Raw genomic sequence first — 14,108 nt, 5'->3', positions numbered from 1 at the left:
CTCCCCCTCTTCTTTCATTACCCGATAACCAATATCGCGTCGATAATACATTCCCTCCAAGTGGATGCATTTGATGCCGGCGTATGCAGAAGCGATCGCTTTCTCAAAATTTTCTCCTATGCCGGTGACATTCAACACCCGACCCCCATCTGTCACTACTTGCTGAGTAAGCAACTTTGTCCCGGCATGAAATACATTAGTTCCTGCCGATAAAGCCTGTTCAATGCCTGTAATTACTTTTCCTTTCTCATATACCCCAGGATAGCCGCCTGCGGCAGCGACGACAGTCGCAGATGCCCCCGCCTTCCAAGCGATGGGCGGCATGTCTCCCAGGCGCTGCTGCACGCAGGCAAGCATTAATTCTTCTAGGGGTGTTTCTAACAGTGGGAGAATGACTTGGGTTTCCGGATCGCCAAAGCGACAGTTAAATTCTAAAACTTTAAATTCGCCATCTGGTGCAATCATCAACCCAGCGTAGAGAATGCCTCGATAGTCGATGTTTTTGGTTTTGAGGATAGCGATCGCTTTCTCCAAAACTTCTTTTTGCACGCGTTCCATAATTTGCGGTGTAGCGATCGAGGAAGGGGCATAAGCTCCCATCCCCCCAGTATTATCTCCTGTATCGCCTTCCCCAATCCGCTTATGATCCTGAGCGGGCAATAAAGGGCGAATCGTCAACCCATCCGTCAACGCTAAAATTGATACCTCCTGCCCAGTCAAACACTCTTCAATAACCACAAATTCCCCAGCGCTGCCAAACTGCCCCTGGAAAATCGCCTCAATAGCTGCCTGTGCTTGTTCCACCGTTGTCGCCACAGTTACACCTTTACCAGCCGCTAAACCATCAGCCTTGACAACAATTGGTGCACCCTGGGATTTCACATATAATTTAGCTGCTTTTGCCTCCGTAAATACCGCAGCCTTCGCCGTAGGAATCTTTGCTTCCTGCATCAAAGCTTTTGCCCAAGCCTTACTTGCCTCAATTTGCGCTCCCGCTCTCGTCGGACCAAAAACCATCAAACCTTTATTTTGGAGATAGTCGGTAATTCCCTTTGCCAGCGGTACTTCTGGACCAACGACCACCAAAGAAATTTTATTTTCCAAAGAATAGCGGCTGATGCCTTCAAAGTCATCTACCGCCAGAGGCAAATTTTCACAGCGCTCTAAAGAAGCCGTACCACCATTTCCCGGCACACAGACAACTTGCTCAACTTGCTTAGATTGCAGCAGTTTCCATGCTAGAGCATGTTCCCGCCCTCCATTACCAACAACTAAAACTTTCACGCGCTTTCCCTTGCTTGCGATGATTATGCCTTAAGTCTTTTCGGCGATCAATTTTTCCATCAATTCTGATGTTAATGCAAGCCCCCCATCAGGAATTCATTCTTATTAAAGACAGAAAACGCTGACTACGTACCCCACGACATCAACACTGAGTATTACACCATGTGTCAATAATGTATTTTTTTGCAGTATTTAATATTATGTCTTGATAATTAACATTAATAAAAATATCGCAACCCTCGTAGAGACGTTCGGTCCGGAACGTCTTTACTCGTAGAGACGTTCGGTCCGGAACGTCTTTACAAAAGTAAGTAATTTACCGGGCAAGATTTAACTTCGTTCCCTAGTATATTCCAGGAGAAATTATGATCGAAAAAATCAACAAATATACTGATATATTTGCCACAAAACCACAGTAGGTAAGTATTTTCAAGTAACGAGTTACAGAAGCAAATAATTGTTGAAAAAAATAATCCTAAAGTATTGGCGTTTACCTGGGTGTAAAGATTAACCTGGGAATATTCAAATTGATAAAATATCCAAAAATCACAGAACATGGCTAAAGTTATTGTCACCGGCGCGGCAGGGTTTATTGGTTCTCATCTCACAGAAACATTGCTCAAACAAGGAGATGAAGTAATCGGAATTGATGAGTTTAACGATTACTACAACCCAGCTTTAAAGCGCAAGAATGTTGCACACTTACATTGCTCTCCAGGCTTTAAATTAATTGAAGGAAATATTCAGTTTTTAGATTGGCAAACACTCCTCGAAGATGTTGAAGTAGTTTACCATCAGGCGGCGCAGGCGGGAGTACGTGCCAGTTGGGGTCAAGGTTTCCGTGCTTACATTGAACGAAACATTAGCGCTACCCAAATTTTATTGGAAGCGGCAAAAGATGCGAAACATTTGAAACGGTTAGTATTTGCTTCAACATCTAGCGTGTATGGTGATGCGGAAACTCTACCCACCCATGAGGGAATTTGTCCTGCACCGGTTTCGCCTTACGGTATTACCAAGCTAGCAGCTGAAAGGTTGTGTGGACTGTATCAAAAAAACTTTGGCGTGCCTTTTGTGGCGTTGCGCTATTTCACAGTTTACGGTCCCAGACAGCGCCCGGATATGGCGTTTCATAAGTTCTTCAAATCGATTTTGCAATCTCAGGCGATTCCGATTTATGGTGATGGGTTGCAAACGCGGGACTTTACGTTTATTAGTGATGCTGTCGCTGCTAATTTAGCCGCTGCCACGGTGTCTGAAGCGGTGGGTGAAATCTTTAATATTGGCGGTGGTAGCAGGGTAGTGTTAAAAGAAGTGTTGGACACGATGGAGGAAATTGTCGGCAAACGCATTCAGAGAAACCATATTGAAAAAGCGATGGGAGATGCGCGTCACACGGCAGCGGATGTATCTAAGGCACGGAGAATTTTGGGTTATCAGCCAAAAGTTTCGCTTAGAGAAGGTTTGATACAGGAGTGGGAGTGGGTGAAAGCGTTGTATTAAGCATCGCATAGCATAATGTGGCATGAATCGTAGAGACGTAGCACTGCTACGTCTCTACAATACGTTTGTCGCAAACCTAATTATCATATTATGAGTAATATTTTTTAAACAAAGTTAATATTTACCACAGCCAAAGCGCGGTTTTGTGGGAATTTTCATTCATAAACCAGACTTGATATTAATACACTTTTAATCAATGTCTTAAGTAAAGAATGCACCCTGAAAGTAAGAATTCATGCACAATCGTAATTCTTGGGTTTAAATTGTCCACCTACTTAAACCGGAGCAAAAGCCCCTGGTGGAATTGGCACAAGCTGAGGAGTTGATAAGCAGGTTCCCTGTCTGTACCAGATACCCTCAACCTCAAATGCCTCAAAATGAGTTGTTAAAATTGCCCAAGCTTGCTCGTTGAGTCCAGCAGAGTAAGTCCATGTAAACTCACTATTGTTATTTAGTCTTTGTTCTAACTCTGCCAAATCTTCAGGAAGCCAAAATTGAGTCATTACTCTTTGGGTAGCAACCTCCGGGGGTGTATGTAACATGTCAGCCATTGGTTGGTTGACTATGATTTGCTTGCGATTGTCTTGTCTGACAATGCTAATTGGACGCTCGTTTTCAGCGGCTGCAACCATTCGGTACAATAACCCTTTTGGGATATGCACTTGGCTGCAAAAGACTGCACCCCCAGAATGCAAAATACGTTCGGCAGTTTCTGAGGGTGTGGGGGCACCAGAGGAAGACATCCACCCGAAAAATTCGATTGGATTTTTACAGCCTCTCCATTTAATTCGCACTTTACCGTTAAGTTTTGCCGCAGTTTCGCTGAGAGCATCCCCGTAGCTTTGGGCAAGGTCGGTAGCATCGCGCTTTGTGGGAGCAAGGATGGAAACTCCCTCATGGGACATCTTATAGTTCCAGCCCGGTAGGTTCAATATCCGAAGAATACTTGTGCTCATCTTCTTTTACACTTTCAGACTCTTTACATATATTTACACCTCGGAAATCGGAAAACACGGAAATTTTGAAAGTTTCTTGCCAAATTATTTTCCGCTCTTCCTCAGTAATACGTAAAGCTGACGTGATGATGGCAAAGTCTCCTGGTGTCGGTAGTACTTCGGCTTTTGCGATCGCTCGCAAGTTTTTCACTCCACAACCCTTAAGTTTTGTCATGTTTGCCTGAACTACCTCAGCAATTGTTTTTGGACGAGCAGGTTCGGGAATTATTGAGTGGACACCTGTCCTTTTGGCTAGCCACTCACGCGTCATCTCTTCTAATGCGTCGCTTTGAGATACTCCTTCACGAGCGCAGATGCTTTTAAATTCCCGCGCTAAATCTATCGGAATGTAACCGCTGACCTGCTTGTAGTCGTCAGAACGTCTTCTGTCAGTCATAATTTGAACTTCTCAACACTACTCCTACCTTTTATTTTCTCTCATGACATCACAATAGCAGGACAATTTTGTTAGTCATTTAAAAATGACATGTTGACAAATAAAAATGACAAGATTAAGATTAAGGTGTGAAGCGCTAAGTTACTGAAGCGGAAGAATCAAAAAAGGCAGATGACCCTAAAAGCGAGCTTTTCACTCTTACAGCTAGCTTTTAATTTCAAGTAAGGAATCAAAGGGTTTTTGTCTCTCTTCTTTTTCATAATATATGCTAATACGCATTTAGCAACATCAGACAACTTAAAATTCCGTACCTGATTCAACAATGAAGCGAGGTCAACTGAAGGATGAAGGATGAAGGATGAAATTACCCCAGCCATAAGAAAATGGGGCTTGAAGAAAGTGAAAATTTTTGTTTTTTTCTCCCCCGCTTAGGCTCGGCATGTACTGATATTAAATTCATCCTTTATCCTTCTGCCAAGGAAAGACGCACTCGCTTTCGAGAGGCACAAAGGCTATGCGAACAAACTTCAGACTTCTTTGTTAGCTGGAGTTTGAACTTATTCAAGTATCGATTTGACCAAAATCATGACCCAATTAACTTTTGACCACTTCGTCCATCCCTTATCAAACTTTCCCCAAGTTGTAAATAACAATGGTGATGAACCAATGTTAGATATGTACACTATGGCAGGAGTAGTGCTTTACACTGCTTGTGCAAATAATAATCTCAAGGCAAGTGAAAATACAGTGTTAAAATCAGCAATTGAGACGGGATTGGTGGATGTTCATCTGTTATTTGATCGTTGCAAGACGGGTGATAGAGCCGCAATTTTACAGATGATTTCTTTGATAGTCTCTGGACTGGAAACAAATATTGAAAAGCTTAAACTGATGTAAAAAACATAGTTTGAGGATGGATTAAGAGCGCATAGGATGAAAAGGCAGAGGCATCTAAATTAATGTCTCTGTTTTTATTATGTATTTTTTGACTACGAAGTTAGTTTCATTCTTGCAATCCACTGCTGTAATACCCAGGAGCGATCGTAATTGCGTATACTTGCAGCCGAGTTGACCATAAAATATACAGTGAAACTATGTATACAGCGAGTTGCCAAGGTTTTTTCGGTGTTGCTGATTTCAAGTATGAATTTGCCTCACGCTCCAGACGTCAAAGGTGGAAAGTCTCTTTGCTGTTGATAAAGTCCTTTAAACTGGCGTTGCTGTAGGTTGTGATCGACAATTGGGTGAGGATAGCCAAGAGCATCACGTTCGGAAGCCGGGATTTTCCCCGTAACTAAATATTCTGTATCCAGAGAGCGCAATTGGGGAACCCATTCCCGGATATATTCTCCTTCGGGATCGAATTTTTGTGCTTGACTGGCAGGGTTGAAAATCCGCAAGGGTTTGGGGTCCATCCCGCTAGAAGCACTCCATTGCCAACCACCGTTATTAGCAGATAAATCACCGTCAATCAGCTTCTGCATGAAGTATTTTTCTCCTAACTGGGGATTTATCAGCAAGTCTTTGGTGAGGAAACTGGCAACAATCATCCGACAGCGATTGTGCATCCAGCCGAGTTCATTCATTTGCCGCATGGCTGCATCTACTATGGGATAACCTGTTTTACCTTCGCACCAAGCTTGAAAGTATTCTTCGTTAGTTTGCCAAGGAAAGTTTTTCAGAGCTTGGCGGAAAGCACCTTCAGCTAATTGTGGGAAGTTGTACATTGCGTGTTGATAAAATTCCCGCCACGCGATTTCTTGTTGCCAGGTGCGGATGTTGCTTTCTGTTTCTTCACTGCGACTGTTTTGTAGCGCTTCTAAAGTAGCTTGCCATACGGTGCGAATGCCGATCGCTCCAAATTTCAAAGCTGCACTCAGTTGAGATGTGCCGTTAATTGCGGGAAAATTCCGCTGTTCTTTATATTCGTTGATGGTAGAATTAGTAAATTCCTCTAGCTTTTCAAGTGCTGCTGCTTCTCCTGGTACAATTACTAAGTCTCGATCCCAAATAAATCCTAAATCTTTCGCTGTCGGTAAGGCGATCGCACCATTAAGTTTGGCAATTTCCTTTTCAGCTTCCGTCAAACATAAGGCATTTTCCAGAGTTGCGACTAGGTTAGCCTTCGGTTTGCTAATCCAATTCTTCCAGAAGGGAGTGTAAATCGTGTAAGGTTGATTGACACCACTGCGAATCTCGTCGGGGAAGTGGAGAATCTGATCCCAGTTTTGATCGAGAAACTGAATCCCTTTTTCTTTTAACGCATCGATGACAGTGCGATCGCGTTTTTGAGAATACGGTTCTACATCCCAATTCCAAAATACCGCTTTAGCTTTTAAAGCCGCAGCTAGTGCGGGTATCCCTTGCATCGGATTGGCGTGCAATATTAATAGTTGGCTGCCAACTTCAGCATATCGCTTTTGTAGTGCTTGCAAACAGCCAATCATATAAGTTACTCTAGCCGGGGCAATATCATCTCGTTCTAAAATATTCGGATCGAGGCAAAACACACCCACGACTTTAGACGAGTGCGATCGCGCTGCTGCAAGTCCTGTATTATCTGAAATGCGTAAATCCCGACGATGCCAAAACAAAATTAAATCAGACATTCCATCTTTTTAATAGTTCCCCTGTACTAGATTAGACGCTAATTGTACCATTTCGCATCACTCTGCCAAACAATTTCTGCTCTCAATTCAGCACTAAGTACAGAAGAGCATTAATCCGAGCGCACTCGTAACGCGGAGTTTTCGTGTTTGATTTGTGCAATCTAGTCATCAAAATAGCAATAGACATCGACCGCTATGCTTATTATGCGTTGCCCGAACCCCAAGAGACGTAAGCTAGCTACGTCTCTACGTATGACTCTGGAGATGTCTAATTAAAAAGTCAGAGAAAGTACATCTTTATGGTTAAAATCTGGTTATGAAATACATCGGATTTTACTTACGTAACCTTTAGTTTCAGAAAAGCCATTGCATACCCCGAAGACTTTTCCAATTGGAGAAAGAGTGTTGATTTTACATCCACCGTATGTGGCTGGGAAAATTGGAGTAGTCCTTGCTCAAGAAGTACTTTCAGACGGTCAACCTAGCGGACGTTGGCTGATTTCGGTAGATTCTGAAAATATCATAGTGTCACTGACTGCAAACGAGTTTCAAGTAATTCTACGCTAAAAACACCAATTTTACGTCGATGTTGGTGGCTCTTCACCAATTCCTAGTTGCTTTTTGCTGTGTTTCAACTGCTTCCAAAGCGCTTTAATCTGGTCGTAAGCATCTTGAGGAGATAATTTGCCAGATGTTTCTAAAGCGGTAATAAAGCCGACTTTTTGGGCAAACTCTTGGAGATTGGCATTAAATATAAGCTCTTGTGGTCTAGCTTGACCGTAATAGCGACTTCGAGGGTAAAGAAACTTATCCTTATCGTTCTCATTCGGCTGCACCATTAATTTACCCCCCTATGGAAAATAATTTTGGGCAATTTTTTAACTTATTCTTAAACTTGATTTTGAATTTTACACTATAAAACAATATTTTATACGTAATATCCTCCTAAAGACTGAATTAAAGAATGGGTAACGGGGAATTGGGCACCCTCGCATTAAGCATTGGGAATAATTCTTTCCCATGAGTCCCATTCCCCTGGACTGAACAAGCAAAAAAAATGGACAGCCTTGAAGAGTGAAATATTCAAAGGTGTTCACAAAAAGCACTATCCTTGAGTCAAAGAGCGTTTGTGAAAGCCAATCAGGACTTACGCACTCTCTACGAATTCTTAGCGTTCTTGGCGTTTTGGCGGTTCGATAAATTAAGCTTTTTGACGATTTTTGCGTAAGTCCTACCAATTACCAAAAAGCGAGTAAATCTCGTTGTGCCCACAGCATCCAGACACCGCTGATAGCCATTGTTGCGAGTACTATGGAACGAAACTGTTGAGCATTTATCTTATTGAGAATATACTTACCGAGAAAGTTAGCTGGTATGGCTACTAGACCAATGACTAAACCAGTAGCGATAATCTGCGGTGATAATATTCCAAATGCACCATAAGTCAATATCTTAACTAAGTGAATAATCACTACATGAGTTGCTTTGGTAGCAATCAACTCTTCTTTAACTAGACCATAATTTAAATAAAAAGCATTCAATACTGGACCTGTGGTTCCAATTAATCCAGAGATAAAAGCTTTGACGAAGCCGGCAGGTAAAATATACCAAGCTTTGACTTTAAATGTAGTTTCTTTTTGTTCTAATCCAAAGCCAAAAATGCTAATTACCAAAAAAACGCCGATGAGTAACTGCAACCAATCGAGATGAATTTGGGTAAAAGTATACGCACCGAGCATCGCTCCCACAATAGCACCTGGAGTATACCATAATGTCAATTTCCAGTCAATATATCGCCAAAAAAGTACGATGCGATGTGCATTTCCCAAAAACATACCGATAGTAATTACCGGCGGAACCGATGCGGCGCCTTGAATCGAGTTAACTAGAGGTATGAGCATGAAAGGACTACCACCACCAGCTAGGGTGCTAACCAACCAAGCAAAAAAGCTGACTATTGCGAGAGAGATTAGGAGCATTTAAATAAAAGAAACAGGTATAATTTGAAAGTGTTTATGTGCGGTTGTTTTATTCTTTTATCTATTGCAGCTAATTGAAACCCGCTCTGGTGGTAGGTTGCTGCTATTACTCAGGGATTACAGGACTCATTGGATCGAGGGGCACAGAGAAGACAAAATAGATTACCCCAGCACCCAAAAGAAGCATAGCGAGGCTGAAAAGAATTACCCAGCGATCTGGGGGTTCATAGGTGTCTTCATCAATGTTATCGCGGACGGCGAAATAGTGCTGAGTTGAGAGTAAGACAGTTAATAAACCAACTAGAGCGAAAGTTAAACCCAACTTCCATCCCGCCCCAGGATGTGGTACAAGTGGTGGTTGGAAGTGGCGAAGACGGACGATCACAACACCAAAACCCATGAGAGCGATCGCACTCCGCATCCATGCTAAGTAAGTGCGCTCATTAGCCAAATGATCCCGCACTCTTGAGGGATTTCTTAACTTTGCCTTTTCTGTATCTACATTTTTGGCTTTGAACAGCAAGTGCATGAGTAATATCAAGTTCCCATGATTAATTATAATACCCGTTTAACCTCACCCTTAATTGCCATCGGGAATTGAAACTAACCAAAGCGGTAGCTCCAATTTTTCTAAGTAATTTAGGCTAGCACGAAGTTGCTGCGGTCTACCCCACAAATCTAAGTCAAACCAGCCATCATCTTGGATGTCGGGATTTAGCATAGCATTGGTGATGTTGACTGTGAGCATATAATGAGAAACTAAGTCGGAAATTATCGGTTTATGGTAATAGTTTTTCAAGATGCACAGTTGCAAACGCACTCGATTTGTTTGAGCGATCGCATTATATATTGGTTCTTGTTTCAACTTGATTGGTGCAGATTCTAATCGGGTTAAATTGCTTTTTTTGTTAGGGAAAGGCTGAGTGTTTTTTGATTTAATCTGATTAGCGATCGCTAATTGCATCAAATCCACACCCAATCCTTGTAAGTAGGATAGCGAATAAGTCAATTCTGGGGGATTTCCCGAAAGTTCTAGGTCAAACCAACCATCATCTTTACTGTCTGATGTCAGCGATGCTGCGGTAATATTGACGGTTAAATTATAGCGAGATACAAGTCGGGAAATTATCGGTTGTCTATTATACCGCTGGGGTATGCGAATCCGGCTGTGGACTGGAGCAGGTTTTTCAAAGTTACTCAAAGACATATAACAATCGGGTTTTCACCTTCTTCTGTTCTCGGTTTTGAATAAACTACGATAAATCTATCTAATTACCGTGTTTTATGGTAATCTAAAGTAGACTAGCACAATATCGACTAAAAAACAATGCTCTAAAGGTGCTGAATATATAGTAAATCAAGGATAATTAAGCTTGTATATAAAGCGAATGAGTGATTAATCACTTTTCGAGATGAATTGGAATTTGAATAAAAAACTCTGTGCCTTGAAGCGGTGTAGAAATAAACTTTAAATGACCATTATGCTTGTGGATAATTTGGTAGCTGATAGACATTCCCAAACCTGTACCGGAACCAACAACTTTAGTTGTAAAGAACGGGTCAAAAATTTTTGATTTTATCTCTTGTGTCATTCCACAACCGCTGTCAGCAATGCGAATCATCACTTGATTGCCGTCTAAAACTTGTGTGCGAATATGAATAGTACTAGAATTGTTTTGGATGTCTTCAAGGGATGACAACTTGTGTAACTCATCTATCGCATCAATGGCATTGGTGAGAATATTCATGAACACCTGATTGAGTTGTCCAACATAACACTGTACCTCTGGTAAATTGCTGTACTGTTTAATGATTTGGATTGTGGAGTGTTCTGGTCTAGTTTTCAGACGATATTGCAGCAGCAGCAGAGTATTATCAATACCCTCATGAATGTCCACCCTTTTCATTGTGGCTTCATCTAGCCGCGAAAAGTTCCGCAAAGATAAGACAATTTGTTTAATGCGATCGGCACCTATTTTCATTGACGCGAAAATTTTCGGCAAATCTTCTTGAATGAAATCGAGTTCAATCGCTTCAATCGTAGATTGAATATCCGCCGGTGGTTGGGGATAATATTTCTGGTAGAGTTGCACCAACTCAAGCAAGTCTAAAGCATATTCATTGGCATAGGTGAGATTACCGTAAATAAAAGCAACAGGATTATTGATTTCATGAGCTACCCCAGCAACCATCTGTCCGAGACTAGACATTTTTTCGCTTTGAACAAGTTGTACTTGGGTTTGTTGAAGTTCTCGCAGAGTAAATTCTAGCTTAGTTGCTTGTTCTTGTGCAGTCGCAGCTGTAGCGATAGATTGTGCCATAGCTTGTCTTAATTCAAATGTACGTTCTTCAACTCTTTGTTCTAACTCGGCTTTTGCGTGTAAAAGTGCTTCTTCGGCAATTTTTCGCTCAATGATTTCTGCGCTTAATTGACGATTAGCAGCTTCTAGCTGTGCGGGACTTGGCAAAGCAAGCGCTTGGGGAATTATTGGCACTAGCACAACCGCTGTATATACAGAGATAGAAGCAGTAATAAATTTGAGAAAACCAGATAGCCAATAAGTTGGATGCCAAAGAGTCCAAACTGCCATGACATGAGTTGTACCACAGGAGACGATAAAAGCTCCGAATAATAACAGTATCCATTTGAAAGGGAAATCCTGCCGCTTTTGGACAAAGTAAACAAGAATGATGGGGATAGAATAATAAGCTAAGGCAATTAGAGAATCGGATGCGATATGAAGCCACACCAAACTAGGTTTCCATAGGTAACAATGTCCATGTGGAATAAATAAGTTATTATCAAACAAGCTTTGCAGAAGTTCGAGCATTATTTACTAAGTATGATTTGTAAAATAAATTTCCTGGACATATTATATACTTGGTAATACTGGAAGGGTGGATAAAAAAAGCGGCTAGCTTTCATCCCCTGCCTGAATGCGAGGGGCTTTCAGCATCTTTTCTTGTAAATTACAATTAAAAAATGCCCAAGTGCGTTGTGCAAGGTTGCGGTACTCCGCATTGCCTGAACAATCAGCATTTGAGCATTATTTTGGCAAAATTTTTGATCTGCGATCGCTTAATTGGTTACAACTTCCAGAGCGAAATCATAAGCCTTGGTTCAAGATAGAGACTTTGTTGTCCCAAGATGTAGATTCACCAAATACCTGTTTCGCTGTTGTTATCCCAGATTTGCAAACCCAACTCATGGAGATAGCCTAAAGCTCGGTCAATTTGTCCAATTGTGCCTCGTAAATCTAAGTCAAACCAACCATCACCAACAGCATTGGCACCCAGAACAGCAGCAGTGATATTCACAGTCAAACCGTAGTCAGACACCAAGCGAGAAATCACAGGTTGAGAGTGATAGTTTTTAGGAATTCTTAAGCGAATCCGTTTATGTGCGATCGCAATGTCATTAGCCATAATGGATAGTGGTTGGTGGATAGTGGTTGGTGGATAGTGGTTGGTGGATAGTGGATAGTAGTTGGTGGATAGTGGGTAGAAGTACTTTTTAATAACCAACGGTCAACCATCAACTAACCACTATCAACTAACAACCAAGATCCTATTCAACATCTTTAATGCGGGTTTTGCGTTCGAGAATCTCCTTCAACACCAAAGTGACAACTGCTAGCAACGCTAACAATACAGCAGCAGAGTAGGCAGCTTCGGTTTCATACTGCTTGTAAGCGTCTTCAACAAATAAAGGTAAACTTTGAGTTTTATCGGCGATGTTTCCTGAAACTACCGAGACAGCACCGAATTCACCCATTGCTCTGGCATTTGTCAAAATTACACCATATAATAAGCCCCAGCGGATACTTGGCAAAGTAACACGCCAAAATATCTGCCAATCTTCTGCACCTAAGGTTCTGGCTGCTTCTTCTTGGTCTTTGCCGAATTCTTCTAAAACAGGAATTACTTCACGGGCAACAAAGGGCATAGTGACGAATGCTGTAGCCAAGACCATACCCGGAAAGGCAAAGATAACCTTGATATCATGAGCCTGAAGCCAGCTACCAAACCATCCATTCCGCCCGTAGAGTAGCACAATCATCAAACCTGCGACAACGGGGGAGATGGAAAAAGGTAGGTCAATAACGCTGAGGACGAAAGCACGACCGGGGAATTTGTGACGGGTGATTGCCCAAGCTGCACATAAACCAAATACCGTATTTAAAGGTACAGTAATTACGGCTAGTATCAGTGTCAACCAAGCTGCATGAAGAAAGGCAGGTCGCGTCAAGTTGGAGAGAAATGGACCAACCCCTTTTTGGAAAGCTTGAAAAAAGACGTTAGCAGCAGGGATGTAGAGAACTAAACCTAAATAAGCGATCGCTATCCCAATCAAAATAATTGGCACCCAATTCCCCGATTTCACAGGTTTTTGCGGCTTTGGATCTGCTGCACCTGAATGAATCCGGGGTGGAAAAGAGGCATCATTTTGTGTCATATCTTCTTGCCCAAGCTTGTAAAAGATTAATTCCGATTAACAACACCAAGGAAATCAGCAGTAACACAGTACCAATTACAGTTGCCCCAGAATAGTCATACTGCTCTAATCGCTGGAAAATCAGTACAGGTGCAATCAAATCTTTAAACGGAGTATTGGAAGCGATAATTACCGTTGAGCCATATTCCCCAACTGCACGGGAGAAACCCAAGGCAATACCTGTCAAAATGGTGGGAAATAAAGGGGGAAAAATCACCTTCCAAAAGGTCTCCCATTGAGTTGCTCCCAAACTCCAGGCAGCTTCTTCAATTTCGCGTTCCATTTCCTGAAGTACAGGTTGCACTGTCCGCACGACAAAGGGCAGTGAGATATATGTCATTGCTACCGCTACCCCCAAACGGGTGAAAGATACTTTGATACCTAACGGTGCGAGCAACGAACCAACCCAGCCATTATCGCTGTAAACAGTTGCCAGAGTTAACCCCGCAACCGCTGACGGCAGCGCAAAAGGTAAATCTACTGAAGCTTCAACAATCCGTTTCAAGGGAAATTTATAGCGAACTAAAACCCAAGCAATCAGAGTACCAAAGACTCCATTCAGCAGAGATGCAATTACTGACGTGGTAAAAGTGACATCATAAGTTGCCAATGCGATCGGACTAGTCGCGATTTCCCAAAACTTAGCTGGGGGTTCGGTACCCGCTTTCAGTAACATCGCGGTTATCGGGACGAACAACATTACCGTGAGGTATCCTACAGTAATTCGCCACGTCCAAGGAATTCTAGACAAATTACTTAAAAATCTCTTCCAAACCGGAGGTTCGGGGGGAATCAGTTGCCGAGGGGAGGGAGGTGAGGAGACTGCCATTTTGATGAGAGGGGGGG

General features: G+C 42.2%; 16 protein-coding genes. 3 read left to right on the top strand and 13 right to left on the bottom strand.

What is annotated here, in order from left to right; genetic code table 11:
- Positions 1 to 1,284 (bottom strand): phosphoribosylamine--glycine ligase (gene purD / locus OGM63_RS16455; RefSeq protein ID WP_263746672.1); only part of this gene is annotated, 1,284 nt, incomplete at its 3' end.
- 555 nt (positions 1,285 to 1,839) lie between these two features.
- On the opposite strand from purD, the gene OGM63_RS16450 reads away from it, so the two are divergent.
- Entirely contained in the window at positions 1,840 to 2,787 is a 948-nt protein-coding gene (locus tag OGM63_RS16450; RefSeq protein ID WP_263746671.1) for an NAD-dependent epimerase/dehydratase family protein, read from the top strand.
- A 275-nt stretch (positions 2,788 to 3,062) separates the two neighbouring features.
- Here OGM63_RS16450 and OGM63_RS16445 read toward each other — a convergent pair whose 3' ends face one another.
- Positions 3,063 to 3,692 (bottom strand): PAS domain-containing protein, encoded by a 630-nt coding sequence (locus OGM63_RS16445; RefSeq protein ID WP_263746670.1) that lies wholly within the window; start codon positions 3,690 to 3,692, stop codon positions 3,063 to 3,065.
- 1 nt (position 3,693) lies between these two features.
- Entirely contained in the window at positions 3,694 to 4,179 is a 486-nt protein-coding gene (locus OGM63_RS16440) for a hypothetical protein (protein WP_263746669.1), read from the bottom strand.
- 585 nt (positions 4,180 to 4,764) lie between these two features.
- On the opposite strand from OGM63_RS16440, the gene OGM63_RS16435 reads away from it, so the two are divergent.
- Positions 4,765 to 5,076: a hypothetical protein gene (locus tag OGM63_RS16435; RefSeq protein ID WP_263746668.1), complete on the top strand. Its 312-nt coding sequence runs from the start codon at positions 4,765 to 4,767 to the stop codon at positions 5,074 to 5,076.
- A gap of 106 nt (positions 5,077 to 5,182) precedes the next feature.
- Here OGM63_RS16435 and OGM63_RS16430 read toward each other — a convergent pair whose 3' ends face one another.
- Both OGM63_RS16430 and OGM63_RS16425 read right to left on the bottom strand, forming a co-directional pair.
- On the bottom strand, positions 5,183 to 5,320 hold the full coding sequence (locus tag OGM63_RS16430; protein WP_263746667.1) for a hypothetical protein: 138 nt from the start codon (positions 5,318 to 5,320) through the stop codon (positions 5,183 to 5,185).
- 13 nt (positions 5,321 to 5,333) lie between these two features.
- Positions 5,334 to 6,788 (bottom strand): FAD-binding domain-containing protein, encoded by a 1,455-nt coding sequence (locus OGM63_RS16425; RefSeq protein ID WP_263746666.1) that lies wholly within the window; start codon positions 6,786 to 6,788, stop codon positions 5,334 to 5,336.
- A gap of 402 nt (positions 6,789 to 7,190) precedes the next feature.
- On the opposite strand from OGM63_RS16425, the gene OGM63_RS16420 reads away from it, so the two are divergent.
- A complete protein-coding gene (locus OGM63_RS16420) occupies positions 7,191 to 7,355 on the top strand; it encodes a hypothetical protein (protein WP_263746665.1) in 165 nt (54 codons plus the stop codon).
- Positions 7,356 to 7,366: 11 nt separating this feature from the next.
- Here the strand turns inward: OGM63_RS16420 and OGM63_RS16415 are convergent, their stop codons facing one another.
- From OGM63_RS16415 to cysT, 8 genes are all read right to left on the bottom strand, one after another.
- Positions 7,367 to 7,627, bottom strand: coding sequence for a DUF7219 family protein (locus OGM63_RS16415; protein WP_263746664.1), 261 nt, complete (start codon positions 7,625 to 7,627; stop codon positions 7,367 to 7,369).
- 399 nt (positions 7,628 to 8,026) lie between these two features.
- The gene (locus OGM63_RS16410) at positions 8,027 to 8,767 is read right to left on the bottom strand and encodes a sulfite exporter TauE/SafE family protein (protein WP_263746663.1); all 741 of its coding nucleotides are present in this window, start codon (positions 8,765 to 8,767) and stop codon (positions 8,027 to 8,029) included.
- Between the two features lie 106 nt (positions 8,768 to 8,873).
- The gene (locus OGM63_RS16405; RefSeq protein ID WP_263746662.1) at positions 8,874 to 9,296 is read right to left on the bottom strand and encodes a YidH family protein; all 423 of its coding nucleotides are present in this window, start codon (positions 9,294 to 9,296) and stop codon (positions 8,874 to 8,876) included.
- 51 nt (positions 9,297 to 9,347) lie between these two features.
- Positions 9,348 to 9,974, bottom strand: coding sequence for an NIL domain-containing protein (locus OGM63_RS16400; protein ID WP_263746661.1), 627 nt, complete (start codon positions 9,972 to 9,974; stop codon positions 9,348 to 9,350).
- Between the two features lie 193 nt (positions 9,975 to 10,167).
- On the bottom strand, positions 10,168 to 11,517 hold the full coding sequence (locus OGM63_RS16395) for a sensor histidine kinase (protein ID WP_318528474.1): 1,350 nt from the start codon (positions 11,515 to 11,517) through the stop codon (positions 10,168 to 10,170).
- A 406-nt stretch (positions 11,518 to 11,923) separates the two neighbouring features.
- A complete protein-coding gene (locus OGM63_RS16390) occupies positions 11,924 to 12,193 on the bottom strand; it encodes an NIL domain-containing protein (RefSeq protein ID WP_263746659.1) in 270 nt (89 codons plus the stop codon).
- A 142-nt stretch (positions 12,194 to 12,335) separates the two neighbouring features.
- The gene (gene cysW / locus OGM63_RS16385; protein WP_263746658.1) at positions 12,336 to 13,223 is read right to left on the bottom strand and encodes a sulfate ABC transporter permease subunit CysW; all 888 of its coding nucleotides are present in this window, start codon (positions 13,221 to 13,223) and stop codon (positions 12,336 to 12,338) included.
- Complete coding sequence (gene cysT, locus OGM63_RS16380; protein ID WP_263746673.1) at positions 13,210 to 13,962, bottom strand: sulfate ABC transporter permease subunit CysT; 753 nt, start codon at positions 13,960 to 13,962, stop codon at positions 13,210 to 13,212. The genes cysW and cysT overlap by 14 nt, the downstream gene beginning before the upstream one ends.
- Positions 13,963 to 14,108: the final 146 nt, after the last annotated feature.

This window comes from Plectonema radiosum NIES-515, from assembly GCF_025753815.1.
Classification (GTDB): Bacteria; Cyanobacteriota; Cyanobacteriia; order Cyanobacteriales; family Nostocaceae; genus Hassallia; species Hassallia radiosum_A.
This window is presented reverse-complemented; position numbering and strand designations above follow the sequence as displayed.

Excerpts from the sequence above, each read along its gene's own strand:
- OGM63_RS16450 (WP_263746671.1), top strand. The coding sequence starts at position 1,840 with ATGGCTAAAGTTATTGTCACCGGCGCGGCAGGGTTTATTGGTTCTCAT.
- OGM63_RS16445 (WP_263746670.1), bottom strand. The coding sequence starts at position 3,692 with ATGTCCCATGAGGGAGTTTCCATCCTTGCTCCCACAAAGCGCGATGCT.
- OGM63_RS16440 (WP_263746669.1), bottom strand. The coding sequence starts at position 4,179 with ATGACTGACAGAAGACGTTCTGACGACTACAAGCAGGTCAGCGGTTAC.
- OGM63_RS16435 (WP_263746668.1), top strand. The coding sequence starts at position 4,765 with ATGACCCAATTAACTTTTGACCACTTCGTCCATCCCTTATCAAACTTT.
- OGM63_RS16425 (WP_263746666.1), bottom strand. The coding sequence starts at position 6,788 with ATGTCTGATTTAATTTTGTTTTGGCATCGTCGGGATTTACGCATTTCA.
- OGM63_RS16415 (WP_263746664.1), bottom strand. The coding sequence starts at position 7,627 with ATGGTGCAGCCGAATGAGAACGATAAGGATAAGTTTCTTTACCCTCGA.
- OGM63_RS16410 (WP_263746663.1), bottom strand. The coding sequence starts at position 8,767 with ATGCTCCTAATCTCTCTCGCAATAGTCAGCTTTTTTGCTTGGTTGGTT.
- OGM63_RS16405 (WP_263746662.1), bottom strand. The coding sequence starts at position 9,296 with ATGCACTTGCTGTTCAAAGCCAAAAATGTAGATACAGAAAAGGCAAAG.
- OGM63_RS16400 (WP_263746661.1), bottom strand. The coding sequence starts at position 9,974 with ATGTCTTTGAGTAACTTTGAAAAACCTGCTCCAGTCCACAGCCGGATT.
- OGM63_RS16390 (WP_263746659.1), bottom strand. The coding sequence starts at position 12,193 with ATGGCTAATGACATTGCGATCGCACATAAACGGATTCGCTTAAGAATT.
- cysW (WP_263746658.1), bottom strand. The coding sequence starts at position 13,223 with ATGACACAAAATGATGCCTCTTTTCCACCCCGGATTCATTCAGGTGCA.
- cysT (WP_263746673.1), bottom strand. The coding sequence starts at position 13,962 with ATGTTGTTCGTCCCGATAACCGCGATGTTACTGAAAGCGGGTACCGAA.